The sequence below is a fragment of the Pedobacter duraquae genome (genome assembly GCF_004362245.1).
Classification (GTDB): domain Bacteria; phylum Bacteroidota; class Bacteroidia; order Sphingobacteriales; family Sphingobacteriaceae; genus Pedobacter; species Pedobacter duraquae.
Window position 1 is genome coordinate 487,487 of the sequence record NZ_SNWM01000003.1, and the last position, 24,532, is coordinate 512,018.

The window sequence follows — 24,532 nt, forward strand, 5'->3', positions numbered from 1 at the left end:
ATCCAGGCAGATGAAATAGCGTACCATTGCATAATATTACAAGCAAGCTAAACAGTCTCATGCGCTGTCATAGTTTAATTTAAATGAAATAGAAATGAAAAACGGCTTACAGCTTTATAATACGCTTACCCGAACGAAAGAGGATTTTGAGCCACTACACGCACCCAATGTTGGGATGTACGTTTGTGGGCCTACTGTATACAGTGATGTCCATTTAGGTAATTGCCGTACGTTCATCTCATTCGACCTTATCTTCAGATACCTTAAATACAGTGGCTATAAAGTGCGTTATGTGCGAAATATTACTGATGCGGGCCATCTGGAAGGTGATCGTGATGAAGGGGAAGACAAGTTTGCCAAGCGTGCAAAGCTGGAGCAATTGGAGCCAATGGAGATTGTTCAGAAATATACTTTAGGTTTCCATGAAGTCTTGCAGATGTTCAATACCCTTCCGCCAAGTATAGAACCGACAGCAACAGGACATATCAGTGAACAGATAGAAATGGTAGAGGAGATTCTTGAAAAAGGATATGCTTATGAAGTTAATGGTACCGTTTATTTTGATGTAGAAAAATATAGTCAGGCGTATAACTATACGATTTTGACGAACAGGAACCTCGAAGATATGCTTGCAAATACGCGCGAGCTTGGTGGACAGGATGAGAAAAAAGGCAGACTAGACTTTGCCCTTTGGATCAAGGCTAAGCCTGAGCACATTATGCGCTGGCCGTCACCTTGGGGAGTTGGATTTCCTGGTTGGCATATAGAGTGTTCTGCCATGAGTGCAAAATACCTGGGTAAGGAGTTTGATATTCACGGCGGAGGAATGGATCTTGCAGCAACACATCATACCAATGAAATAGCACAATCTGAAGCTTGTAACCATGTACAACCGGCCAGATATTGGATGCATACCAATATGCTCACAGTAAATGGAACACGTATGTCGAAGAGTGCCGGTAATGGATTTTTACCTTTACAATTATTTACTGGAGATCATCCTTTACTAGCCAAAGGATTTAGTCCGATGACAGTGAAGTTCTTTATGCTACAGGCGCATTATCGGAGTACGTTGGATTTTTCTAACGAAGCTTTGGATGCATCAGAAAAAGGCTTCAGAAGGTTGATGAACGCCGTAAACCTACTGGAAAAGCTTGTGCCGGCAGAAACGGGTGATTTTGATATCAGTCAGCTTCAGAAAAATTGCGTTGATGCAATGAATGATGACTTCAATAGCCCTGTGGTTATTGCGGAATTATTCGAAGCAGCACGGATTATCAATACCGTTTATGATGGTAAGGGCAGGTTAACCGTTGCCGACCTGGATGCGCTTAAGCAGCTAATGCAAGATTTTGTATTTGATGTATTTGGACTAAAAGATGAGGATACATCCAATGTGGAACTTAATGCTGTTCTTGACATGGTCATAGAACTTCGGAAAACCGCGAAGGAAAATAAAGACTATGCAACCTCGGATAAAATAAGAATTGGCCTCCAATCTATGGGCATACAGTTAAAAGACAGTAAAGAAGGTACGACCTGGAATAAAATTTAACCGCTAATCCCTATATTAGCCCCAATAATTTAGAATTATGATCAACAAAATACTTTGCGCCGTTATTGCTACTTCTTTCTCTCTTGCTGCTTTTGCACAAAAGTCAGATGGAACCGTTAAATCATTGGTTAATGCAGATCGGGATTTTTCCGAAACTGCCTCGAAAAATGGTGTTAAATCTGCCTTTAATACCTTCGCAGCTAATGATGCAGTGGCCTTCAGGCCGAATCCGGTAAATGCAAAAACATACTACAGCACAGAACAAGATACAAAGAGCCTGAGCTGGACTCCTGTATTTGCAAAGGTCTCAAGAAGTGCAGACTGGGGCTTTACAACGGGACCCTTTGTGTTAGACGGAACGACTAAATCTTATGGTGACTACCTGACAATTTGGAAAATGGTTAATGGAAAATGGCAGGCCACATTAGATATCTCAACGGATCATAATAAACCACTAAACAAAGCAGTGCCGCAATTTGTAGACCCGCTTGATTTTTTCAAGCCTAAATATGCAAATGAAAAAGATGTACTTACTGGGAAAGGAATTATTCTGACCACAGAGAAGACATTGGATGCTACACTTAAATCTTATGGAATTGCTGCATTTGGTGGCTTCCTTAATCCTGATGCACGTTTACTCTTCCCAGGGCGTGAACCAATTATCGGAAAAGATAACATCATATCTTTTTATAACGGGATGGTAAGTAAGATTACGCTTAAAACAACCAAGGCGGAAAAAGCTGCCGGAGGCGATTTAGCATATACCTATGGGGTAGCTACCATAGATTATAAAGCAGACTTGAGAGAAAGTTTTAATTATGTAAATATCTATGAACGGCAGGTAGACCATACCTGGAACCTTATTCTTCAGATGTATGCGCCTGCTGAGCGTTAAGCCAAAGCAATAAACTAAAAGGGTTTCTTATCATAGTAAGAAACCCTTTTTAATTTAATATAGACCTATGAAATCATTCTTATTGAGTTCTCTTTTTATACTGTGCTACTTTGTGACAGTGGCACAGCAACGTTTTATTGTTCAGGGACATCAGGGAGCCAGAGGCATTATGCCGGAGAATACAGTTAGAGGCATGCTGAAGGCCTTAGATCTGGGTGCTACTACATTGGATATGGACGCCGTCATTACTGGTGATAAACAGGTAGTTTTATCTCATGAACCCTATTTCAATCATGAGATTAGTTTGACTCCTGAAGGTAAAGCCATTTCCTTTAAAGACGAAAAACGCTATAATATCTTTAAGATGAATTATGAAGAGGTCAGGAAGTTCGATGTTGGCAGCAAAGTTCATCCACGATTTCCAGGTCAGCAAAAATTCAAAGCCTATAAGCCGCTCCTTTCCGAAACGATAGATTCTGTGGAAGCTTATGTGAAACGAATGAAGTTAGCAAAGCCGGATTATACGATCGAAACTAGCCTGATCCGTAAAGGTGATGGTGAATTTCAGCCTGAACCCGGAGTGTATGTTGAGCTGATCATGGATGTCGTGAAAAAGAAGAAGTTGCTGAAACGCGTGATTATGCAGTCGCTGGATATCCGCACATTGCAATATCTCCATGAAAAATATCCTCAGGTCAGAACTTCACTGATGGTTGATGAGCAGGTGAATTTTGATGATAATGTTAAATTGTTGGGCTTTGTTCCAACAATTTACAGTCCGTATTCCGTGCTTGTAGGAAAAGGGTTGGTGGATCGCTGTCACGAAGCAGGAGTAAAAATTATACCGTGGACCGTCAATTCACTAAAGGATATGAAGTACCTGATTAACCTTGGCGTTGATGGTGTGGCAACAGATTTTCCGAATCTGTATAAAATGGCAAATGAAAATTAAAAAAGATTTCTGATGATCTTTTCTATGGAAAGACCCTCAGCTTCTGCACGGTAATTTCTAACCAGACGATGTCTTAGGATCGCTTCAGCAACAGCCTGCACGTCCGAAATATCCGGAGCATATTTTCCAGAAATAGCAGCGTGGCACTTTGCACCAAGAATTAAAAACTGCGATGCTCTCGGCCCTGCTCCCCAACTGATGAAGTTATTAATCTCTGGAGTAGCTAACGCACTGTTAGGACGAGTTTTGCCTACCAGTCGCACAGCGTACTCCAACACATTGTCTGTTACAGGGATAGATCTGATCAATTGCTGGAATTCATGAATCTGATTAGCATCAATCAATTTTCGCAAATTGAGATTGGTATTTCCTGTAGTATTGCGCACAATATTTAATTCATCCTCAAAAGATGGATAATCAAGCAGTACGTTGAACATAAAACGATCAAGTTGTGCTTCAGGCAAAGGATAAGTTCCTTCCTGCTCAATAGGGTTTTGAGTAGCCAGTACAAAGAACGGACGTGGGAGCAAATGCTTTTGCCCGGCTGCAGTTACGGATTTTTCCTGCATGGCCTCCAATAAAGCGGCCTGCGTTTTTGGTGGCGTACGATTGATCTCATCAGCCAGTACTATATTCGCAAAAACGGGACCTCTGATAAACTTAAAGGTCCTGTCTTCTCCCAAAATCTCTGAGCCAATAATATCGCTCGGCATCAGATCTGGTGTAAACTGTATTCTGTTGAAATTGAGATCCAGGACATTTGCAACAGTTTGCACAAGCAAAGTTTTTGCCAGACCCGGAACACCTACAAGTAAACAATGACCGTTGCTGAAGATAGAGATCAGGACTGACTTGACAACCTCATCTTGTCCAATTACAACCTTACTGATTTCATCCCTGATTTCCTTGTAAGCCTGATGGAGCGCATCTACAGCTTCAATCTCATTGTTATATTTCGTCATTTATCTATTTGGAAGCTGTTTTTGCCCAGATTTTTAATTCATCACAGGTAGAATATTCAGGATCTATTTTAATATAGGTATTCTCGCGACGTTTCTCAAACCATTCACTCAATACTTTATTGCTTTTTTGTTCCTGAGCTCTTTCCTTGAACTTCGCATAATCCTGATCCAAATTTCCTTTATGTGGTGGGATTTTAGATTTCAGAAATACAATTTTGTATCCTTGTTTTCCATCTTCACCAGTAAATAATACCGGTTTAGATACAGATCCTACTTTCATTGTATCTACAACAAGGAAGATCTTTGGATCAATCTTGTCGGCAGGAATAAATGTTGTACGACTTGATACGTTATCTGAATACATCATCATCCCACCATTATACTTTGATTCTTTATCATCAGAATATAAAGAGGCTGCAGTAGAAAAAGGCAGCTTTTTAGTCTGGATATTATTATAGATAGAATCAGCATGGAGTTTCAAGCGATCCAGACTTTGTGGTGTAGTCTGAGGGCGAATTAAAATGTGGCGTGCATGCACTTGTTCACCCCTGCGCTCAATCACCTGAAGAATATGGTATCCAAATTCAGTTTCAAACACCGGCGATGTTTCGCCTGCTTTTAACTTAAATGCATAGGCAGTAAATTCTTTAGCCATTTGCTGGCGGTCAAAGAAACCAAGGTCACCACCCTCACCAGCTGATCCCGGATCTTCTGAATACGTTTTTGCTAGGAAACTGAAATCTTCGCCACTTTTTATCCTCAAGCGTATCGCATCAAGTTTATCATAAAAACGTTGTTTCTCCGCTTTAGTTAACTCTGGATGCAACACAACCTCACCTATCTCATACTCTGTATTAATATCTGGTAAGCTGTCTTTCTTATAGGATTCAAAATACTTCTTGACGTCAAGTGGTGTAACACTTACATTTTCAGTAATCTTACCCTGCATTTTATTCGCGATCAATTCGTCCTTGATGTCTGGTCTGATCTCATCTTTATATTGCAGGATAGATTTGTTTAGAAGTGCTTCCAACCTTTCCTGACCGCCTGCACGGGAGATCTGATAGCGCATCCTTCTTTCTACATCATTGTCGACCTGTGAGTCCTCTACCATCACAGAGTCAATTTCCGCCTGCTGTTTCAATAATTTCTGCACAAGCATCTGCTGTAAGATATAGCATTTCATTTTCTCGTTCGGCGGATTACCCTGATTTAAAAACAAAACATATTGTTGGTTCAATTCTGAAGCAAGGATGATGTTACTTCCCAGAACTGCAACTACCTTATCTATATTTTTAGGTTGGGCTTTAACATTTAAGAACAGGCAGATTAGTCCACCCGTCATTAATAAAATTTTCTTCATTCTATGTTATTCTTATTTCTATTGCAAATGTATACTAATCCAACAGTAACTAGCGCTATGTCCTGCCATACGGCCTGGACGGGAAAGGATAGTTCTGTTTTTAAGCTATAAAAGTAACAAATAAAGGCACTATAATAAGATATTTAACTAATTTTAACAGAAAAATGATTTCGCTTAAAACGAATGGAATGAGTGATCAGTTAACGAATAATAGTGCAGCTTTGAGGTTGTTTTTTACAGATGATATTTATCTGCTTAAGGAAGACGTATATTCCCCTGAGGATACTATACCAATGCCAGCTGTACCAATCCCGACTACCACTGTTGACGCAAAAGAAGTGGAAATAGTACCGCCACGCACAGACGAAGTAAACTTTACCTTTCTGGGTAAAAATCTAAGAAATATCCTGATTCTTGTCCATGATGCCGATAATCAGGTTAGCACAGAGCCCGGACGCGAGTTACTCAGAAATATTGTTAAGGCAATCGGCCTCACAGCTAACGATTTTGCGCTGTTGAATTATGCAACATACCCAAATACCAGTTTTGCCCAATTTAAAAAATCTTTGAACAGCACTACGCTTTTCGCATTCGGCGTAACACCGCAGCAATTGGGTCTACCAGATGTTGCACCACATGCAGTCTCAGAATATGAATCGGTCAATATGATTTTTTCAACTAACCTGCATCAACTCAGTAGCGATCAGCAAGGAAAAAAAATGCTGTGGGGAAGTCTTAAACAAATGAATTTATGATGCCGGAATTGGTATTTGCTACACACAACGCACATAAAACAGCTGAGGTAGCATTAATGTTAAAGGCGCAGTTTACCATACTCAATCTCGACGACCTTGGTTGTCATGCTGAAATTCCTGAAATAGGATTGACTTTTGCAGAAAATGCGGCAATTAAGTCCGCCTACGTATGGGAGAACTACCAGATTGACTGTTTTGCTGATGATAGCGGACTAGAAGTGGATGCGCTAAATATGGAACCTGGAATTTACTCAGCGCGTTACAGTGGGGCGGGAGATGTAGCAAACTACCAGCTAGTTTTATCAAAGATGGAAGGTGTTTTAAATCGCAAAGCGAGATTTAGAACTGTAATTTGTCTGTTGTTAAAAGGACAAGAGTTCTTCTTTGAGGGTGCATTGGAAGGTACCATTAGACCGAAGCCTTCAGGCAATCAAGGTTTTGGTTACGATCCCATTTTTCAGCCTGATGGTTATACCGTTACGCTCGCCGAAATGGATATGCAGGAAAAAAATAGCATAAGCCATCGTGCATTGGCGATGCAAAAGCTACTTCATTTTTTATCAATTGCTGATTAACTACTTTTTTGGTGGGAGCTGAGGTTGTTTTTTAATAATATTAGAATCTATAGTTTTTTTAGATAAAGAGTCCATTTTTTTTGGTGCAGCTAATGGTGTCGTTATATGAGCTGTTACAGCTTTTTTAACTACTGGTGCCGGCTTGGCTACAACGGCCTTTTTTGGCTGTATGATAGACTTTTTAGCTTTCGGATTGGTAATATCTTGCTTAGACAAAGGCCTCAATTCGGGCTTCCAGGAGAAGCCGGTCAAAAATATGTTTTCTTTAAGCTTTCCTACAGGTGTCATCTTACTTTCTGCATCTCCCTTACCTGCTCCGATATTTGCAACAGTAGCAAGTTCATCGTCCTTAAAATTGATTCTCAGTCGGCTACCTACAGTCTGCGTCATATTTTCATAAACACCATTTTTATCTTTGGTAAAATAGATGCTTTCTGCGTTTCCGTCAATATAAGTAACCTTAATTTTTCCATCTGCAAAAAATCCAGTCTGCCTTCGGCCTTTAACCTGATTGAACCTTGTAGAGTCCTTCTCTACATTTACAGAAAATGCGTTTTGAAAAGCTTCAACAGAGCTAAGTTTTTTGTTTCTCATCTGCAGATAGATCGTATCCGCAGTCTGTTGAGATCCGTCTCCCCATAAAATTGGATTACGATACCACCTCAAAGTCGAATCAGCGCTTGTGTAAAATAAAGAATCTGATAATGCCTGTAAGTTTGACTTAAATACCTTAACATGGTGATAGGCTTTGATAATCCTTGCGCGCACCGTGTCGAGTGGATTAATCACAGGGCCGGGCTTGGCCTTTACACTGGTCTTTTTTAAGGTGTCGATTTTAAGTTTCTTGGCGCTATCCAGTGTGGATGGCTTGATTAGAATTTTTGCGATGCTCGTGTCAGATTTTAACGGCGTTGCAACTTTACCAGTGGTGTCTTTTGGTAGCTTTTGCACGACTGTCGGAACTACTGCAGCAGCTTTCGGTTTCGCTCTCACGCCCGGAATTTTTTCTTTGGCCGCAGTTACAAAATTGTTTGTTACCACAGGCCTTGGAATAAGCTTTAGTGTTTGCCGTAGCACCATCTGCGTTTCCAACGTATCCGCACCTAGCCACAGACTATCTGGTCTTTTAATATCTTTTACCATTATGGAATCTGAGGTGCCCATGCCGATGTAAGCATTTTTCGTAACCAACGTACGCTCATCTTTTTTGTAGTAATAGCCAAGCTGTCCTCGCAACATTGTTTTATCAGCAGTATCAATGAAAATAATATTTCTTACTGCCTTACCATAACCGAGCTTTCCATCATAATACAAGCTGTCACCTTTCATCGACCTGCTGCCGGAAGTGTATAAGTTCTTCTTACCAAAATAAGCATATTCTGATTTAGTATTATATGCACCATTCTCGGTATATAGGTTGTCATCTTTACTTTTAATATTGGTGGGCCCATAAAAATATGTCCAGTTAGTAAGGGTATTGTAACGCATTGTATCTGACTTTATCGTTACCTGTGGTGTCACCACTACAACGGTATATCTGAAGTAGGCATCACGCGTGTTGGCAAAATAATAGCCATTTTTACTGGTCAGCGTAACATCCTTATTTACTATTTTCCCCCCTTCAACATAAGTTCCCACTTTTGTTGCCATGTTATAATCAAGGATGTTAGTGGTCAGAACCGATTGCCGATCTAACAAACGGACATTGCCGGTCAGGTGGGCAATTTTTGTATTGCCATTATAAGTAAGCCTATCCGAAAAGATGTTTACGGTATCGGCCTGATTGATGTGTACGTTTTTATAAGCCTCAACTATATTTGTTACTTCGTAAAATACAGCACTGTCACAAGTAAATGTAGCATTGCCCTGCCGAAATGTAGGATTTCTAAGATAGCTGATCTGATTCTTTGTATCCACTCTGTTCCTGGGAGCATTTACAACAGTTATTTTAGTTGTTTTTTGCGCGAACAATGCTAGAGGCAATAAAGTTATCAGTATTAAAAGGCGTAATTTCTGCACATTACAAAGTTAGTAGTTTGCTTACCATTTTAAATTAAATATTTTTGACAGATGTTATCCATAGACCGTTTCAAAACATTTGTTAGTCAGCAAGGCTTATTTGAGCCCGCACAAAAAATCTTACTTGCCGTAAGCGGGGGTAAAGATTCGGTACTGATGGCACATTTATTTAAACTCTCAGGATTCGATTTTGGTATAGCGCATTGCAATTTTAATCTTCGGGCTGAGGAATCCATCCGGGACGAATATTTCGTTCGGATGCTTGCGCTGAATCTCGAAGTGCCTTTTCATGTGCAGCAGTTTGATACAAAAGAGTATGCTGCAAAAAATAAGGTCTCTACTCAGATGGCCGCCCGGGATCTCCGTTATACCTGGTTTGAACAGGTTAGGGTGGAACAAGGATACGTTTTCATTGCTATAGCTCAGCATCAGAATGATGCTATGGAGACTGTATTACTCAACTTAACCCGCGGAACCGGAATCTCAGGTTTACATGGAATTTTGCCACTGAAGGGCAAAATTATCCGACCAATGCTTTTTCTTAGCGCTACTGAAATCGAAAACTGGATAGTAATATTGGGGGCTCCTTTCGTTGAAGACAGTTCCAATTCGTCCGACCACTATGCCCGTAATAAAATCAGGCACCACGTTATTCCGCAATTAAAAGCGCTGAACCCTCAGCTCGAACATACGTTTGCGCAAAACATCCAGCGTTTTGCTGAAACAGAACAGGTACTCAACCAGAGCGTTTCACTTTATAGAGAAGCCTTGTTCAGGATCGAAGGCAAATATATATATATAGAGATTGCTGCTGTAAAAGTTCTAAAACCTAAACTTCTGCTATTATACGAATTGCTTAAGCCTTACAATTTTACTGAAGTGACCGTGCAGGATATATTGACTTCACTTGATAAACAAAGTGGAACATCTTTTTACAGTGCATCCCATAGCTTGACTATTGATCGCAGTGACTTAATCATTACATCTGTAAGCCAAAATGATGAAGCATTAAATTTGATGATTCATCCATCCAGCCAGGCTGTTCTATTCAAAAACAAACAAGTGATGATAAGTTACAGTGATGCTGTTTATTTTGAGCGTGAACAAGCTATGGCATTTGTCGATTTTGATCTGTTAATCTTTCCCTTGATTCTAAGAAGTAAACAGGACGGTGATGTTTTTGTGCCTATCGGCATGAAAACTTTTAAGAAAGTCAGCAATTTCCTGGTTGATGAAAAGGTACCATTACCACAAAAAAGTGAGGTACCACTACTGATTAACGGAAACGGAGATTTGATCTGGATAGGGGGTATGCGACAGGACAATCGATATAAAGTAACTGCTACAACAAAAAAAGTCGCTATATTCGAACTGAAAAATAGTTTAGATGGCAAATAGATTCGCTTTTCTTGAAAAACAATATATCGGACGTGATTACATAAGAATTTGCATACGTCTGATTATGGCTGCATTCTGTTTTGGTGCCTATGTTTATGAACGTGACCGTGATAATACCCAGGATTTATTTCTGGTAGTAGGGTTTGGAATTATCGGTATTTCCATTTTATTGCTCTTTCTGATACATTATAAAATCACTATCGATAATGGTAGCGTTACTATAGATGGATTGTGGACTGCAAAGAAAGTTAAAATAGATCTTAATAGTATTGTCAACGTTAGAAAAGATACTTACAGTAATTACTTGTTTAATAATCCCGTGTATAATCTCCATAGAAAAGGAAGCATACGTTTTTACTCATCGGGTAAGGACGCCATTGTGTTAACCGATCGAGATGGGCTTGAATATTACATTGGTACGCAGCGCCCCAATGAGATGTACCTGGTGATTCAGGCGGAGATGAAAAAGTAGACTCCTGCAACGAAATAATTGCAATTGTTTAACACAAAGCTAAGTTTAAGTGTGGTACTTTGCGCTTAAATAGGATCGACGTTTTGAAATCTGAATAAACAGCTCAGCGTCGGTTCCAAATCAAATCATATACTCATGAAAATAGGTATTGTCTGTTACCCGACTTTTGGCGGTAGCGGTGTTGTTGCAACCGAATTGGGTAAAGCGCTTGCTGATGAAGGTCATCAGGTACACTTTATAACATATAGTCAGCCTGCCCGGCTCGACTTCTTCTCTGAAAATTTATTCTACCACGAGGTCTCTGTTCGTGACTATCCCTTATTTGACTATGCGCCATACGAATCTGCTCTGGCAAGTAAGCTTGTCGATGTTGTAAGATTTGAACAATTGGATCTGCTCCATGTGCATTATGCAATTCCACATGCATCGGCTGCATTCATGGCTAAGCAAATTCTGGCAACATATGGCATCAATATTCCCTTTGTAACAACACTCCATGGAACCGATATTACTCTTGTAGGTAAAGATCCAACCTATAAACCTGTTGTTACCTTTTCAATTAACCAGTCAGATGGCGTAACAACTGTTTCGCAGGATCTGAAGGAAGATACCCTTAAACATTTCGATGTTAAAAGGGAGATCAAAGTAATCCCTAATTTTATCGACTTTAATAGATTCAGTTTACAGCCTAAAGATCATTTTAAAAAAGCTATAGCTCCTAACAATGAACGTATTCTGATTCATACTTCTAATTTCAGGAAGGTAAAGCGTACATCGGATGTTATTAAGATGTTTAAGAAGATTCAGGAGGTTATCCCTTCAAAACTTCTAATGGTTGGCGATGGCCCGGAGCGTTCTTACAACGAGCAACTGTGTCGTAGCCTGGATATTTGCGAACACGTCCGGTTTTTAGGTAAGCAGGATGCTATTGAAGAGATTCTCTCTGTGTCCGATCTGTTTTTAATGCCGTCAGAGTCAGAAAGCTTTGGACTTGCGGCTTTGGAAGCAATGGCTTGTAAAGTTCCGGCTATTACATCTAATGCTGGGGGGCTTCCCGAGCTGAACATCGATGGTTATTGCGGATACATGAGTAATGTAGGGGATGTCGATGACATGGCCGCAAAAGCAATTATGATACTAAAGGATGATGAAGTGTTGAATACATTCAAGGAAAATGCTTTCAAAAGGGCTCAGGATTTTGACTTAAAGAAAATCCTGCCTATCTATATTGATTTCTATAATCAGATTTTAGAAAGGCAAACGAAACAAGTTTTTACAGCATAAAAGCTGCTATTGGGCAGCTGTGAACACCAGGCAGACCGGTGCGCCAACATCGATGCGTTTTTTCGTATCCGTTAGTGCTCCGGTTTCTTTATTGACTTTGAAGATCACAACTTCATTTGTGTATTGGTTGCCGAGCAGTAAAAATGTTCCTGTGGGATCTATGACGAAGTTTCTTGGTCCTTTTCCGAGTGTAGATTGTGTAGACTTCCTGATTAGCTTGCCATCTGCCTGTATGGCGAAGCACGTGATAGTATTGGCTGTGCCACGATTCGTAGCATACAAAAATTTCCCGTCAGGTGTAATATGTATGTCGGCTGCACCATTTTCGCCAGAAAAAGTCTTTGGTACCACGGTTGTCTGCTGAATTTTTTCAAGTTTGCCGTTCTTATAATTAAATGCCGTCAGGTTACCACTCATTTCCTGAAGCAGGTAAGCAAATTTGCCATCCTTGCTGAAGGTGATGTGGCGTGGTCCGCTCCCTGGAACTACGGCAACACTGTCCGTAAGTGTAAGCACATTCGAATTGGCGAGAGCATTGTAGCTATAAACATAGATATGGTCAGTTCCCAAATCATTACTTAATACATACTTTCCGTCAGGACTAAATTTAACCATGTGTACATGGGCAGATTTTTGTCTGCTTTTGTCGGCGCTATGTCCGTAATGCTGAACAACCTGTTTTGCTGGTGTTATAGAGCCGTCTTTTGTTCGTCCGAATACAGCAATATTGCCACCTGAATAATTTGCTACGAGTACGTTTTTGCTATCAGCAATAATAAAGCAAGGATCTGCACCCTGAGCATCCTGCTGATTAAGAAACTCAATCTTTCCTTTCGCTGCGTTAAAACGGAAAGCACTGACAGTGCTTTTTGCTGCGTCTTCATTTACGCTGTAAACAAACTTGTTGTCATTGCTTACAGTAAGATAACTTGGATTGATTACATTTTTAGTAATGCTTTTGGGTCTGAAAGCCGCAGTCTTCGTGTTAAAATCATACACGTAAATACCTTCACTCTTGCCTGTATTGGTGTACGTTCCGATCAATAAGTTGTAATTCGATCTTTGTGCCCGCGTTTGCAGGCTGCACAACAGTACAGGCAGGAGGTAAAGTAATTTATTCATAAGACAATATTATTTGATCAGATGTTTGATCTGAATCAGTTCATGTTCTTCCAGGTAACGCCATCTTCCACGTGGAAGATCTTTCTTCGTTAAGTTTCCATAAACAACGCGGTCGAGTTTTACAACTTCGTAGCCAAGATGTTCGAATATCCTACGAACAATTCTGTTCTTTCCACTATGTATTTGGATTCCTACTTCTTTCTTAGAGGCGCCTGATACATAAGAAACACTGTCTGGTTTAATAAGACCATCCTCAAGTTCCAGGCCAAATTGAATTTTATTCATATCACCCTGACTCAAGCTTTTGCTCAGCTCAACATGATAGATCTTCGTGATTCCATTTTTGGGATGAGAAAGTTTATCAGCAAGATCGCCGTCGTTAGTCATTAACAATAAACCAGTTGTATTACGATCTAAACGACCTACAGGATAAATACGCTCTCTGCTTGCCTTTTCTACCAATTGCATCACCGTACGTCTCTCTTGCGGGTCATCGGTAGTGGTGATATAGTCTTTCGGTTTATTTAATAAAACGTAAGTTTTCTTTTCGCGTTTCAGTAATTCGCCGTTGTATCTTACTTCGTCTTTTGATGGATCCACCTTATGGCCCAGTTCTGAAACAGGCACGCCATTTACAGATACTACACCGGCGGCAATCAGTTCATCCGCTTTACGGCGGGAACATATGCCAGAGTTGGCAATATAACGGTTTAGACGGATCATGCCATCGTCAACCTTTTCCTGTGGTTTTCTGCCACGTAAAACAGGACTTTTGTCTCTGTCTTTACTGAAAGTAGGTCTTGCACCACCTTCAGTTTCTCTTTTTCTATATGGTCTGCTGTCCGAACTTCTAGGTCCGTCAGATTTTTTATCGTCAAATTTGCGGAAAGTCTTGCCTTCAGTGCTTCTACCAGAATCGCCCGGTTTATCATCGAACTTCCTGAAAGGTCTTCCTTCTGTACTTCTGGCTGAATCGCCGCTTTTTTTGTCATCAAACTTTCTGAATGGCCTGCTGTCAGTGCTTCTTGCTGCGCCACCTTTTTTATCATCAAATTTGCGGAAAGGTTTATCGCCCTTAGGGCCAAAGTGATCTTTTTTTACATAACTACGGGATTGTCCTTCTGCCGAATCTCTTGAACCTCCCTCTTTACCAGGTCTTGAAGCATAAGGTTTATGTTCCCCACGCTCCCCACGCTCTCCACGGTCGGTTGGGCGTTCTCTCCGCTCTCCGCGCTCTCCCTCTTTTTCAGTTCGTGGTCTGTAACTCTTTTCGCCACCAAACTTAGCATCTTTTCCTTCCTTATCTCCGAAAGAACTCTTGCCTTTGTAACTACTGTCGGTTGCACTCCTGCCTCTACCTGTAGTACTCCGACTTCCTGGTTTGGACTTGTCATCCCGACTGTTCCTATTGTTGTTTTTCATCATGATACACTGTTAACCGCATAATTAATGCGGGTGCAAATTTAATAAAAATCGCGCAATCTGTAGCCGATATTTTACGCGTTTGAATTAAAATAAAAATCATGCCCTATCAGTGTTTAAACCTTGATTTTTAAACTAATTTTTGTAATAGCTTGATAATTAACATAATATGTTGTACGTTTGCAGGGATTCTATATTATTCACCAAAAAAAGGAGGAAAATGATAAAGAAACACATAATAACATGTACGATAATTTTAACATTATTGGTTATGGCAAAAGTGTTTGCTTACCACATGCCCCAAGCAGCAAAAAGTCTTTTAAAAAGTAAAAATACCAGTACCAAAAATACCCCCAATACCCCAGTTCGATCTAAGATCGAGCAGCCAGAATCTCTAATGGCTCAATTAAGTTTTGCAGATGAAACCTTACCACTGGGCGACCGGCGGGTGGAGGATAAAATGAGAAAAATTCTCACTGCTTTTAATCACACACACACACAAACAAACCGTTTGCACAGAAAAGCAGCTGAATGGTTCCCGATTATCGAACCTATTCTCGCCGCTTATGGCATTCCGAACGATTTCAAGTATATGCCTTTAGTAGAATCTGGCCTTCAGGGTGGTGTTTCTCCAAAAGGAGCAGCTGGTTTTTGGCAATTTATGCCCGGAACAGCACGCACCTATGGATTAAAGGTAAATGGAAGGGTAGATGAACGTAAAAATTTACGAAAATCTACGATTGCCGCCTGTAAATACCTGAAAGAACTCTATGGAGTGTTTGATAGCTGGACACTTGTGGCCGCAGCATATAATGTTGGCGATACCCACATGAAGCGCCAAATCAACAAACAAAGTCAGGATAATTACTACAAGATGAGACTCAACCGGGAAACCGGAGGTTACGTTTATAAACTCATTTCCATGAAAGAGATCGTGGAAGATCCGGTACGTTACGGCTACACTGCTCCAAGAGCATTGCTAGCCTTAAACGAAGAATAAGAATAAAAGACATGCTATGGGGAAGCCGGAATTTATTCCGGCTTTTTTAGTTTTCTAGCCTTTTTGTGGCTGAAAATTTGCTAACTTGAACATAAAGGCTTTACTAGCGTTTGAATATATATGAGTAAAAATAACGTTGATCTCGGCGAACAAAAGGATGTTGAAGTTTACGGTGCCCGGGTACATAATCTCAAAAATATAGATATCTCTTTTCCGAGAAATAAACTCGTGGTAATCACGGGATTAAGTGGTAGTGGAAAATCTTCCCTTGCCTTCGATACAATATATGCTGAAGGGCAGCGCCGTTATATGGAAACATTCAGTGCATATTCCCGCCAATTTATGGGGGGAATGGAGCGTCCGGATGTTGACAAAGTGTCAGGCCTAAGCCCCGTTATTGCCATCGAACAAAAAACTACCAGTAAAAATCCGAGATCTACTGTAGGTACGATTACGGAGATTTACGATTTTATGCGTTTGCTCTTCGCCCGTACTGCGGATGCTTTTTCTTACAATACCGGGGAGAAGATGGAGCGCATGAGCGAAGATCAGATCTTGGCTACGATTTTTAAAAAGTATAGTGGGATACCCGTTAATATCCTTGCTCCGGTAGTTAAAGGTCGTAAGGGTCATTACCGCGAACTTTTTGAACAGATCCGTAAACAAGGATATGTTAAGGTGCGTATTGACGGAGAGATTAAAGACATTACCGCTAAAATGCAGGTAGACCGGTATAAGATCCACGATATAGAGATTGTTGTAGATCGGTTAATCGTAGAACCGGAAGATACAAAAAGACTTCAGGATTCCCTGCAAACGGCTATGCGACTGGGTAAAGGAATAATTAAAATCAGCGATCAGGATAATAATGTATCCCACTTCAGCAGATTCCTGATGTGTCCAACAACGGGAATTTCTTATGATGAGCCACAGCCTAATAGCTTTTCGTTCAATTCACCTTATGGTGCCTGCGAACGTTGTGATGGATTGGGCTATATCTTTGTTGTCGACAAAGAATCCGTTATGCCTAATCCTAAACTAAGTATTATAAATGGCGGTCTTGCCCCACTTGGGGAATACCGCGATATCTGGATGTTCCAGGTCTTGAAGGCGCTGGCAAAAAAATATAACTTCTCGCTGTCAACGCCTATTGAGAAATTAGGAGATGACATTATCAATATTATCCTTAATGGTTCTCCTGAATTGCTGTCTGTAGCTGTTGAGTACAATAAATGGAATGTTCAGAATTATCAAATCACTTTCGATGGGATTATTAAACTGCTAGAAGAACAGCAGGAGCGTAAAGGAGAAGGTACTGTAGACGATATGGAGGCATTTCGTAAGCTTAAAACCTGCCCTGTTTGTAATGGCGCGCGCTTGAAAAAGGAAAGCCTACATTTTAAAGTAGATGGTAAAAACATCTTCGAGCTGGCAGAAATGGATATCAGTAGTATTAAGCTGTGGTATACCGATTTGGAGAGCAGACTTTCTGAGAGACAAAATACGATTGCTAAAGAGATCCTTAAAGAGATCCGTGCAAGACTGGGCTTCCTAACTGATGTAGGTTTAAACTATCTGTCTCTGGACCGCACAGCAAGGACCCTTTCAGGTGGTGAGGCTCAGCGAATCCGGCTCGCTACCCAAATTGGTTCGCAATTGATGAATGTAATGTACATTCTGGATGAACCGAGCATAGGATTGCATCAAAGAGATAACGAACGATTAATCGGTGCACTTAAAAATCTGCGGGATCTTGGTAATACAGTGCTTGTTGTAGAACATGATAAAGACATGATCCTGGAGGCCGATCATGTAATTGATGTAGGTCCTGCTGCCGGAATTCATGGTGGCCAGATTGTGGCCCAGGGAACGCCTGATGAAATCTTAAAATCTGATACATTAACCGCAGCTTATCTAAATGGGAAAAAAGGAATTGCAATTCCAAAAAAACGACGCAAGGGAAATGGTCATAAGCTTTCTATTATCAAGGCTAGCGGCCATAACCTCAAAGATGTTTCTGTAGACTTTCCACTGGGGAAATTTATCGCTGTAACAGGGGTGTCTGGGAGTGGTAAATCAAGTCTGATTACTGAAACGCTTTACCCTATACTTAACCATCACTTCTTTAGGGCCAAGAAACATCCGCTGCCTTATGAAAAGGTAAATGGTTTAAAAGAAATTGATAAAGTTATAGAAATCGATCAGGCTCCTATCGGTAGGACGCCACGATCTAATCCCTCTACTTACACTGGGGTATTTTCGGATATCAGAAATCTTTTCGTGCAACTCCCGGAGGCTAAAATCAGGGGGTATAAACCCGGAAGGTTTTCTTTCAACGTAAAAGGGGGAAGGTGCGAAACCTGTCAGGGTGCCGGAATGAAGGTTGTGGAAATGAATTTCCTGCCCGACGTGCACGTGCCTTGTGAGGAATGTGGAGGTAGACGGTACAACCGGGAAACGCTTGAAGTACGTTACAGAAGCAAGTCTATCAGTGATGTATTGGATATGAGTATTGAAGATGCTTGTACATTCTTTGAAAATATGCCCGCTATCTACAGAAAGATAAAAACACTTAAAGACGTAGGCCTTGGATATATTACGCTTGGTCAGGCTTCCACAACCCTGTCAGGTGGTGAAGCTCAACGGGTAAAACTGGCAACGGAACTTTCAAAAAAAGATACCGGTAAAACATTCTATATACTTGACGAACCTACCACAGGCTTGCATTTTGAAGATATTAATGTCCTCCTTGGTGTTCTAAACGAACTTGTTGAAAAAGGGAACACCGTTTTAGTGATCGAACATAACCTGGACGTCGTAAAAGTAGCCGACTGGGTGATCGATCTTGGTGAAGAGGGGGGAGCAGGTGGTGGAAAAATCCTTTTTGAAGGGACACCAGAAGGCCTGATTCAAAACCCGATTAGTCTCACAGGTAAATTTTTAAAGAAAGAGATGGAGGGATAAATGGCAAAGCAGTTTCTAAATACATTTTTAGCAGACCAATCTGCACCTGCAACAACTACGGTGACGGCCGGAATAGCTGGAAATGGGATTTTTAGAATGCTGACTGAAGCTGATGTTGTCCGATTGGTTAAGCCACGAAAATTGTTCTCGCATAAAGGAACCTATGGACATGTGTTACTCGTTGCCGGACAGGAGAAGACAATGGGTGCAGCTTTATTATCAGCTTCTGCGTGTCTGTACGGTGGTGCTGGCCTAACCACTGTATCTATCCCGTCAAGGGGCCTTACTGCGTTAAATGCTAGGTTTCCAGAGATCATGTTTCTGGAAAGAAAAGCATTAAGTGCTCCGAACAACTTGGATAAATTTACTGTGATTGCAATTGGACCCGGATTGGGTACAAGTGCTGCTGCAAAAAAACATCTTCGAAATCTTTTCAGGATACAAAAACCATTGGTGATAGATGCTGATGCATTAAATATATTAGCTGCATCACCAGAACTATTAAAAAAGATCCCTGCGGGTTCAGTGATCACACCGCACATGACAGAATTTGATCGGCTTTTTGGTAAACATGAAACCTGGTACGGTCGGATTGATACAGCCCGTAAGCAGGCCGAGCAACTAAACATAATTATTGTTCTTAAAAATCAATACACTTTTTGCATAGAGCCCTCCTCAAAAGTATCAATTAATCCAAGTGGAAATCCTGCAATGGCGCAAGGTGGAATGGGTGATGTATTGACGGGATTGCTGGCAGCTTATATCGCCCAGGGTTATACAGAAATCGAAGCAGCACAGTTAGCCTGTTATTTACATGGCCGATCAGGAGATGAGCTGGCTAAAAAATGGTATACAGTTACAGCAACTGCCGTGGCAGAACATATTCCTATAGTATTAAGAGGTCTAGTTAAATAGTTACGTTTCCGATAACGGCCATCGCACTCATTGTAGGAACAGGGCTACCACCTCTTTTTTCAAGTGTGACAGCAAATGCCTGGGCCATTGGAATTTCTTTCATCTTCAGGAGAATGTGTTCCCGATCAGTTTTCATATCAAATACACCTAGATCAACCGGTTTCCCGTTAACCAATGCCCATAATTGATATTGGTGTTCAGTATCGTTAGCTGGAAGGTTCATCTTTGAATTGTCAAGCAAGACACTCCGCTCGTCCCTATTCCAATACACCATCATTTTTGAGTTTGGTGTAGCTCCGGTACCTGCAAGTTTAACAATAGACCAGCTCGGATTGGCTACCATATCTGCAATTTGATGTAATTCGATATTTTTCTGCTCTATAAAACTAGCATTTGCAGCAAATTTGTCACGTTGTGTAGAAAGTTGTGCTATTTGATTTTGTGCATCATCCAATCTTGAATGCGCTGAATATAATGCTGCTGTACTTACAAGCAATAGTGCAATACATGCTACGAGTGCATATTGTAAGGTGCGTACTTTACGTGAGTGATTTGTTTGATTTAGCGGAATTATTGTTGCTTGAGGAGTAGGTTCAATAAAAGTTGATGGAGTGCCTATCGCCGAAAATATTTTATCCTCCAGACCGATTGCGGGTTCAATCGCATTTGCTTTAGCATAATGCTCCATAGCAAGCTCTATCGCTGTAATCTCCTGCCTTACGTCAGGATATTTAGCTGACATACGCTCTACCTCTTCTTCTTCTGCAGGACTTAAAAGTCCGAGAACGTAAAGTTCGAGTGTGCCTGATTCAATATATGCTGCTGTTTCTTCCACTTAATTAAAATGCTTTCTTAATTCCATAATAGCCATCCTGATACGCGTTTTAACGGTACCCAACGGTAATGCCAACTCTTCTGCCGCTTCAATGTGTGTGTAACCCTTGAAATAAACCAATTCAAGTACTTTCGTAAATTCTGGTTTAAGTGCAGTAACCATTTCTCGTAAACCGAGCAGATCTGCATTGAACGTTACCTTTTTCTGTGCGTCAATGAAATCTACGTTATTTTCAATGTCTTGGTTTTTAACGGAGTTTCTAAAGTCTTTGGACCTTAATTTGTCGATGGATAAGTTACGTGCAACATTCATCATCCAGGTAAATAAACGGCCTTTGCTACTGTCATAGCTCTCTCCTGAATTCCATATTTTGATGAATGTTTCTTGCAATAGATCTTCAGCAACTTCAGGCTGAAGTATAATCCTGGAAATAACTCCTAAAAGTGCCCCTGAGTACATGTCGTACAGCGCTTGAATAGCGATAGTTTCCTTCGCTTTGAGCGCGCGGACTAGTTCTTCTTCGGAGAGAGATATTTTTTTTGTTAGTGCCAAGTGATGCTAATATACAGTAATATACAGATTGTACAACAAGATGGCTAATTTTTTGTTTTATTCCTCATTTTTAACAAGAAACAATAGGAATCAAAACTAATAATCAAAAAGATGTTTCTCGGCATGGTAAGAGGAACGTACCAACGGCCCGCTTTCAACATACCTTAATCCTTTAGCAAGACCGATTTCCTTATATTTAGCAAACTGATCCGGGTGAATCCAGTCTACTACAGGGTGGTGATTACGTGTAGGCTGCAAGTATTGGCCTAAGGTCAGGATGTGAACCCCATTGGCAACAAGATCATCCATAGCTTCTAATACATCGTCTTCTGTTTCGCCCAAACCAAGCATGATACCTGTTTTTGTTCTTAAACCGAAATCCGATATTCTTTTAAGGCATTCCAGACTTCTGTCGTATTTGGCCTGAATACGAACTTGTTTTGTCAAACGACGTACAGTCTCAACATTATGTGACATTACTTCAGGGCGCTCTTCCAATACTCGATATAAGTTATCCCAGATACCTCTAAAGTCAGGAATTAGTGTTTCCAGAGTCGTCTCAGGACTCTCTCTGCGGATTGCCTGCAAGGTTTCTGCCCAGATAATAGATCCTCCATCCTTTAGATCGTCGCGGTCTACAGAAGTAATTACACAGTGCTTAACTTTCATCAATCTAACAGATTCTGCTACACGAGACGGCTCATCCACATCTACAGCAAGTGGTCGCCCGGTGGCAACAGCGCAAAATGAGCATGAGCGCGTGCATATATTTCCAAGGATCATGAAGGTGGCTGTACCAGCTCCCCAGCATTCACCCATATTCGGGCAATTGCCGCTTTCGCAAATCGTATGCAACTTGTGTGTATCCACTAAACTGCGGACTTGTGCGTACTCTTTGCCTACTGGAAGCTTAACACGTAGCCAATCTGGCTTACGCTGAACGGGATTAGCTGAAACAACCGGAAGTTCAATCATGATACAAAGTTAAGCAATAGGTTTGAATTGTTATAAACATGAAATGTTTGAATGATGTAATGTTGCAGGAATAGCTGAAGATTTGATTAAGTATGGAAATAATCTTAACCTTGCTATCTAAAAAGAAAATTATGGCAACATCAAAAATAACGTACAACGGTGGGTTAAGAACGACATCCATCCATGAGCGTTCAGGAAATCAGATTATTACAGACGCTCCGGTGGATAATAAGGGAAAAGGCGAAGCGTTTTCTCCTACGGATTTGCTTGCAACTTCTCTGGGTAACTGCATGTTAACAATCGTGGGTATTGCAGCTGGAGAGCATGGTTTTAATATAGATGGCACGACCTGCGAGATTACTAAGATTATGGCTGTTGATGGGCCTAGAAGAGTTGCAGAAATTGTTGTTGACTTCCATTTCCCGGATAATGGTTATACAGATAAAACAAAAGCAATTATTGAAAGATCTGCACGTACATGTCCGGTAGCATTAAGCTTACACCCGGACATCAAACAAACGGTTTCCTTTAATTACTAATTACGCTTGCCACTTCATCGGCAGAGATATCACCATGAGATGCATCAAGTATGCAATCACCGTCTTTGATCACCAGGATCTGCGGTGATTCATGGTGTACCTGGAAGGTTTCTGCAATCTGAGCAGAAATTGGTCTAAAGCTGATAAGATCCAGAAAATAAAGATTTGTGTCCTCAGGAATTACCTCCCAATCCATTTCAAACCTTCTTTTCGCCATCATACTTACCGAACAACGGGTACTGTGCTTAAATATAAGGCTGTAGCCTTTCTGATCTTTGATATCGTTAATCTGATTGATATCAGTTATGTTTTTCCACTGCATCTTTAATCTTTATCTAAATGGAGGATTATCCTCTTCTTTGTCTGCCTTCCGGATATGAGCTATAAGCTGGGCATAAACGGTTACTGCAGGATTGCAATACGGCTGTTGCAAAAAACACGCCAAGCAATAATATCGCTACTTTTTTCATCGGATAATGTTTAAAAGGTTAACCTGATAGATCTCTGTTAAAGATTTGTCTAAGCTACAATTTTTAACAAATAAAATCAATACCTTAAAGTGTAGCAGCCAGATGAGCCATTTTAATTGCAGTAATAGCAGCTTCATCACCTTTATTGCCATGCTTTCCGCCGGCGCGGTCAATCGCCTGTTGTTGGTCATTTGTCGTTAATACGCCGAAGATTACAGGTGTGTTATGTTTAATCCCAACATTCGTACAGCCTTGCGCAACTGCATCACAAATAAAGTCGAAGTGACGTGTGTCACCTTGTATGATACAACCCAGACAGATCACACCATCAAGATCAGGGTACTTATTTAATAAAAGTTCTGCGGCTCCTGTAAGCTCAAAGCTTCCTGGTACAGCAACAGATATGATATTGTCTGCAGCAACACCATGATCGAGCAATTTATTCAGTGCACCATTGTAAAGACTTCCAGTAATTTCAGCATTCCATTCTGCAACTGCGATTGCGAAACGATAAGGACTCGCGTCAGGAATTGTTGTATGAGAAAAGTCAGACAGGTTTTTTAGTTGTGTTGCCATGGAACAAAGATAGTTAATGCCAATAAAAAAAGGCTAGCAAAACTTGCTAACCTTTTGTAAAAAATGAGATCAGATAAATTATTTAACCTGAGCCTGCGCTCTAGCAATATACTCGTCAATCATTGCTGCTTCCTGACTTGTAGGATATTCAGACTTAATTTTTTCGTAAGCTTCCTGTGCGCCTTTAAAATCTTTCAGCTGCTCATTTACTAAACCAAGTTTTTTAAGGAACATTGGTGATGTAAATTTATTTGCCGCTTTGTCTGCTGCTTTTTTATAAAAAGTAGCAGCTTGTTTGTAATCTTTCAATTCGCTATAGGCATCTCCTAAAAGGCCTAAAGCCAATGGATCTGCAACTGGACTACCTGTTTCAGAATATTTACCCAAAGATTCAGCAGCTTTCTTGTATTCTCCTTTACGCAGATAGATGCCGCCCAAATACAAATTAGCAAGGTTAGCCGATTTTGTATTTGCATACTCATCTGCAATCTGCTCAAATCCCGGATATCCTGAATCTCCGCTTATAGCTTTCGTAGCCAGCGAGTCAACCCCAACGTATTGCTCTGCTTTGTACATTTTTGCAGAAGCCTCTTCAGCTCTTGATTTTAAATATACATTTTGATACCAGATGTAAATCCCAATCAGGACAACTACTGCAGCAGCAATGAATAATAGGCTTTTAGAATTCTCTAATACAAAAGAACCCTTTCTTACCGGTTGATTTATTTCTTTTTCTGTTGTGGACATTTTATTTAAAAAAATTAAGGATTGCAAAAATACATTTTTCGCTTAAAGTATCAACCCCTTTTTTTAGTATTTAAATAAACTTTAATTATCTGAGCGTGAAGCCGACACAAAATAAATTTTAAATCTCCTGTACTTTAGCAGCACATACCCTCTTTTTCGATGTTTAAATATATGCAAGGTAAACA

At 40.5% G+C, this 24,532-nt stretch carries 23 protein-coding genes; 12 read left to right on the plus strand and 11 right to left on the minus strand.

Features of this window, described 5'->3' with window-relative positions; translation table 11 throughout:
- Positions 1-94 precede the first annotated feature (94 nt).
- The 3 genes from cysS to CLV32_RS13590 all read left to right on the plus strand — a co-directional run bounded on the left by cysS (position 95) and on the right by CLV32_RS13590 (position 3,402).
- Entirely contained in the window at positions 95-1,555 is a 1,461-nt protein-coding gene (gene cysS, locus CLV32_RS13580) for a cysteine--tRNA ligase (RefSeq protein WP_133556391.1), read from the plus strand.
- Between the two features lie 37 nt (positions 1,556-1,592).
- Positions 1,593-2,450 (plus strand): nuclear transport factor 2 family protein, encoded by an 858-nt coding sequence (locus CLV32_RS13585; RefSeq protein ID WP_133556394.1) that lies wholly within the window; start codon positions 1,593-1,595, stop codon positions 2,448-2,450.
- A 67-nt stretch (positions 2,451-2,517) separates the two neighbouring features.
- Complete coding sequence (locus CLV32_RS13590) at positions 2,518-3,402, plus strand: glycerophosphodiester phosphodiesterase family protein (protein ID WP_133556396.1); 885 nt, start codon at positions 2,518-2,520, stop codon at positions 3,400-3,402.
- Here CLV32_RS13590 and CLV32_RS13595 read toward each other — a convergent pair.
- Positions 3,399-4,364 carry an AAA family ATPase gene (locus tag CLV32_RS13595; RefSeq protein WP_133556398.1) on the minus strand — a complete coding sequence of 322 codons (966 nt, stop codon included), beginning with the start codon at positions 4,362-4,364 and terminating at the stop codon, positions 3,399-3,401. The two genes, CLV32_RS13590 and CLV32_RS13595, sit on opposite strands and share 4 nt — an antisense overlap.
- 4 nt (positions 4,365-4,368) lie before the next feature.
- Positions 4,369-5,727, minus strand: coding sequence for a peptidylprolyl isomerase (locus CLV32_RS13600; protein ID WP_133556400.1), 1,359 nt, complete (start codon positions 5,725-5,727; stop codon positions 4,369-4,371).
- Between the two features lie 188 nt (positions 5,728-5,915).
- Between CLV32_RS13600 and CLV32_RS13605 the strand changes: the two genes are divergently transcribed.
- Positions 5,916-6,482, plus strand: coding sequence for a hypothetical protein (locus CLV32_RS13605; protein ID WP_133556402.1), 567 nt, complete (start codon positions 5,916-5,918; stop codon positions 6,480-6,482).
- Entirely contained in the window at positions 6,479-7,057 is a 579-nt protein-coding gene (gene rdgB / locus CLV32_RS13610) for an RdgB/HAM1 family non-canonical purine NTP pyrophosphatase (RefSeq protein WP_133556404.1), read from the plus strand. Before CLV32_RS13605 ends, rdgB begins: the two co-directional genes overlap by 4 nt.
- Here rdgB and CLV32_RS13615 read toward each other — a convergent pair whose 3' ends face one another.
- Positions 7,058-8,974, minus strand: coding sequence for an OstA-like protein (locus CLV32_RS13615; RefSeq protein ID WP_243732317.1), 1,917 nt, complete (start codon positions 8,972-8,974; stop codon positions 7,058-7,060). It lies immediately after the preceding gene.
- A 153-nt stretch (positions 8,975-9,127) separates the two neighbouring features.
- Here CLV32_RS13615 and tilS point away from each other — a divergent pair, with 153 nt between their 5' ends.
- From tilS to bshA, 3 genes are all read left to right on the plus strand, one after another.
- Positions 9,128-10,474: a tRNA lysidine(34) synthetase TilS gene (gene tilS / locus CLV32_RS13620; RefSeq protein ID WP_133556408.1), complete on the plus strand. Its 1,347-nt coding sequence runs from the start codon at positions 9,128-9,130 to the stop codon at positions 10,472-10,474.
- Entirely contained in the window at positions 10,464-10,946 is a 483-nt protein-coding gene (locus tag CLV32_RS13625) for a hypothetical protein (protein ID WP_133556410.1), read from the plus strand. Before tilS ends, CLV32_RS13625 begins: the two co-directional genes overlap by 11 nt.
- A 135-nt stretch (positions 10,947-11,081) precedes the next feature.
- Positions 11,082-12,230 carry an N-acetyl-alpha-D-glucosaminyl L-malate synthase BshA gene (bshA, locus tag CLV32_RS13630; protein WP_133556412.1) on the plus strand — a complete coding sequence of 383 codons (1,149 nt, stop codon included), beginning with the start codon at positions 11,082-11,084 and terminating at the stop codon, positions 12,228-12,230.
- A 6-nt stretch (positions 12,231-12,236) separates the two neighbouring features.
- Here the strand turns inward: bshA and CLV32_RS13635 are convergent, their stop codons facing one another.
- Positions 12,237-13,352, minus strand: coding sequence for a lactonase family protein (locus tag CLV32_RS13635; protein WP_133556414.1), 1,116 nt, complete (start codon positions 13,350-13,352; stop codon positions 12,237-12,239).
- Between the two features lie 9 nt (positions 13,353-13,361).
- Positions 13,362-14,777 (minus strand): pseudouridine synthase, encoded by a 1,416-nt coding sequence (locus CLV32_RS13640; RefSeq protein WP_133556416.1) that lies wholly within the window; start codon positions 14,775-14,777, stop codon positions 13,362-13,364.
- A gap of 268 nt (positions 14,778-15,045) precedes the next feature.
- On the opposite strand from CLV32_RS13640, the gene CLV32_RS13645 reads away from it, so the two are divergent.
- The 3 genes from CLV32_RS13645 to CLV32_RS13655 all read left to right on the plus strand — a co-directional run bounded on the left by CLV32_RS13645 (position 15,046) and on the right by CLV32_RS13655 (position 19,653).
- Positions 15,046-15,774, plus strand: a complete 729-nt coding sequence (locus tag CLV32_RS13645) for a lytic transglycosylase domain-containing protein (protein ID WP_243732318.1) — start codon at positions 15,046-15,048, stop codon at positions 15,772-15,774.
- A 120-nt stretch (positions 15,775-15,894) separates the two neighbouring features.
- Positions 15,895-18,738 (plus strand): excinuclease ABC subunit UvrA, encoded by a 2,844-nt coding sequence (uvrA, locus tag CLV32_RS13650; protein ID WP_133556420.1) that lies wholly within the window; start codon positions 15,895-15,897, stop codon positions 18,736-18,738.
- Positions 18,739-19,653, plus strand: coding sequence for an NAD(P)H-hydrate dehydratase (locus CLV32_RS13655; protein ID WP_133556422.1), 915 nt, complete (start codon positions 18,739-18,741; stop codon positions 19,651-19,653).
- Here CLV32_RS13655 and CLV32_RS13660 read toward each other — a convergent pair.
- The 3 genes from CLV32_RS13660 to lipA form a co-directional block, all read right to left on the minus strand.
- Complete coding sequence (locus CLV32_RS13660; protein WP_133556424.1) at positions 19,646-20,488, minus strand: anti-sigma factor; 843 nt, start codon at positions 20,486-20,488, stop codon at positions 19,646-19,648. The genes CLV32_RS13655 and CLV32_RS13660 overlap by 8 nt on opposite strands.
- On the minus strand, positions 20,489-21,040 hold the full coding sequence (locus CLV32_RS13665; protein ID WP_133556426.1) for an RNA polymerase sigma factor: 552 nt from the start codon (positions 21,038-21,040) through the stop codon (positions 20,489-20,491).
- 96 nt (positions 21,041-21,136) lie between these two features.
- A complete protein-coding gene (gene lipA, locus CLV32_RS13670; protein WP_133556428.1) occupies positions 21,137-22,015 on the minus strand; it encodes a lipoyl synthase in 879 nt (292 codons plus the stop codon).
- Positions 22,016-22,146: 131 nt separating this feature from the next.
- Here lipA and CLV32_RS13675 point away from each other — a divergent pair, with 131 nt between their 5' ends.
- Entirely contained in the window at positions 22,147-22,554 is a 408-nt protein-coding gene (locus tag CLV32_RS13675; protein ID WP_133556430.1) for an OsmC family protein, read from the plus strand.
- Here CLV32_RS13675 and ytxJ read toward each other — a convergent pair.
- The 3 genes from ytxJ to CLV32_RS13690 form a co-directional block, all read right to left on the minus strand.
- Positions 22,544-22,876: a bacillithiol system redox-active protein YtxJ gene (ytxJ, locus tag CLV32_RS13680; protein ID WP_133556432.1), complete on the minus strand. Its 333-nt coding sequence runs from the start codon at positions 22,874-22,876 to the stop codon at positions 22,544-22,546. The genes CLV32_RS13675 and ytxJ overlap by 11 nt on opposite strands.
- 232 nt (positions 22,877-23,108) lie before the next feature.
- Positions 23,109-23,600: a 6,7-dimethyl-8-ribityllumazine synthase gene (gene ribH / locus CLV32_RS13685; protein WP_133556434.1), complete on the minus strand. Its 492-nt coding sequence runs from the start codon at positions 23,598-23,600 to the stop codon at positions 23,109-23,111.
- A 78-nt stretch (positions 23,601-23,678) separates the two neighbouring features.
- The gene (locus CLV32_RS13690) at positions 23,679-24,347 is read right to left on the minus strand and encodes a tetratricopeptide repeat protein (RefSeq protein WP_133556436.1); all 669 of its coding nucleotides are present in this window, start codon (positions 24,345-24,347) and stop codon (positions 23,679-23,681) included.
- Positions 24,348-24,532 lie beyond the last annotated feature (185 nt).

Excerpts from the sequence above, each read along its gene's own strand:
- CLV32_RS13690 (WP_133556436.1), bottom strand. The coding sequence starts at position 24,347 with ATGTCCACAACAGAAAAAGAAATAAATCAACCGGTAAGAAAGGGTTCT.
- ytxJ (WP_133556432.1), bottom strand. The coding sequence starts at position 22,876 with ATGCAGTGGAAAAACATAACTGATATCAATCAGATTAACGATATCAAA.
- cysS (WP_133556391.1), top strand. The coding sequence starts at position 95 with ATGAAAAACGGCTTACAGCTTTATAATACGCTTACCCGAACGAAAGAG.
- ribH (WP_133556434.1), bottom strand. The coding sequence starts at position 23,600 with ATGGCAACACAACTAAAAAACCTGTCTGACTTTTCTCATACAACAATT.
- CLV32_RS13600 (WP_133556400.1), bottom strand. The coding sequence starts at position 5,727 with ATGAAGAAAATTTTATTAATGACGGGTGGACTAATCTGCCTGTTCTTA.
- CLV32_RS13590 (WP_133556396.1), top strand. The coding sequence starts at position 2,518 with ATGAAATCATTCTTATTGAGTTCTCTTTTTATACTGTGCTACTTTGTG.
- CLV32_RS13605 (WP_133556402.1), top strand. The coding sequence starts at position 5,916 with ATGAGTGATCAGTTAACGAATAATAGTGCAGCTTTGAGGTTGTTTTTT.
- bshA (WP_133556412.1), top strand. The coding sequence starts at position 11,082 with ATGAAAATAGGTATTGTCTGTTACCCGACTTTTGGCGGTAGCGGTGTT.
- CLV32_RS13645 (WP_243732318.1), top strand. The coding sequence starts at position 15,046 with ATGGCAAAAGTGTTTGCTTACCACATGCCCCAAGCAGCAAAAAGTCTT.
- uvrA (WP_133556420.1), top strand. The coding sequence starts at position 15,895 with ATGAGTAAAAATAACGTTGATCTCGGCGAACAAAAGGATGTTGAAGTT.
- CLV32_RS13585 (WP_133556394.1), top strand. The coding sequence starts at position 1,593 with ATGATCAACAAAATACTTTGCGCCGTTATTGCTACTTCTTTCTCTCTT.
- CLV32_RS13640 (WP_133556416.1), bottom strand. The coding sequence starts at position 14,777 with ATGATGAAAAACAACAATAGGAACAGTCGGGATGACAAGTCCAAACCA.
- CLV32_RS13675 (WP_133556430.1), top strand. The coding sequence starts at position 22,147 with ATGGCAACATCAAAAATAACGTACAACGGTGGGTTAAGAACGACATCC.
- CLV32_RS13625 (WP_133556410.1), top strand. The coding sequence starts at position 10,464 with ATGGCAAATAGATTCGCTTTTCTTGAAAAACAATATATCGGACGTGAT.
- CLV32_RS13635 (WP_133556414.1), bottom strand. The coding sequence starts at position 13,352 with ATGAATAAATTACTTTACCTCCTGCCTGTACTGTTGTGCAGCCTGCAA.
- CLV32_RS13655 (WP_133556422.1), top strand. The coding sequence starts at position 18,739 with ATGGCAAAGCAGTTTCTAAATACATTTTTAGCAGACCAATCTGCACCT.
- rdgB (WP_133556404.1), top strand. The coding sequence starts at position 6,479 with ATGATGCCGGAATTGGTATTTGCTACACACAACGCACATAAAACAGCT.
- lipA (WP_133556428.1), bottom strand. The coding sequence starts at position 22,015 with ATGATTGAACTTCCGGTTGTTTCAGCTAATCCCGTTCAGCGTAAGCCA.
- tilS (WP_133556408.1), top strand. The coding sequence starts at position 9,128 with ATGTTATCCATAGACCGTTTCAAAACATTTGTTAGTCAGCAAGGCTTA.
- CLV32_RS13595 (WP_133556398.1), bottom strand. The coding sequence starts at position 4,364 with ATGACGAAATATAACAATGAGATTGAAGCTGTAGATGCGCTCCATCAG.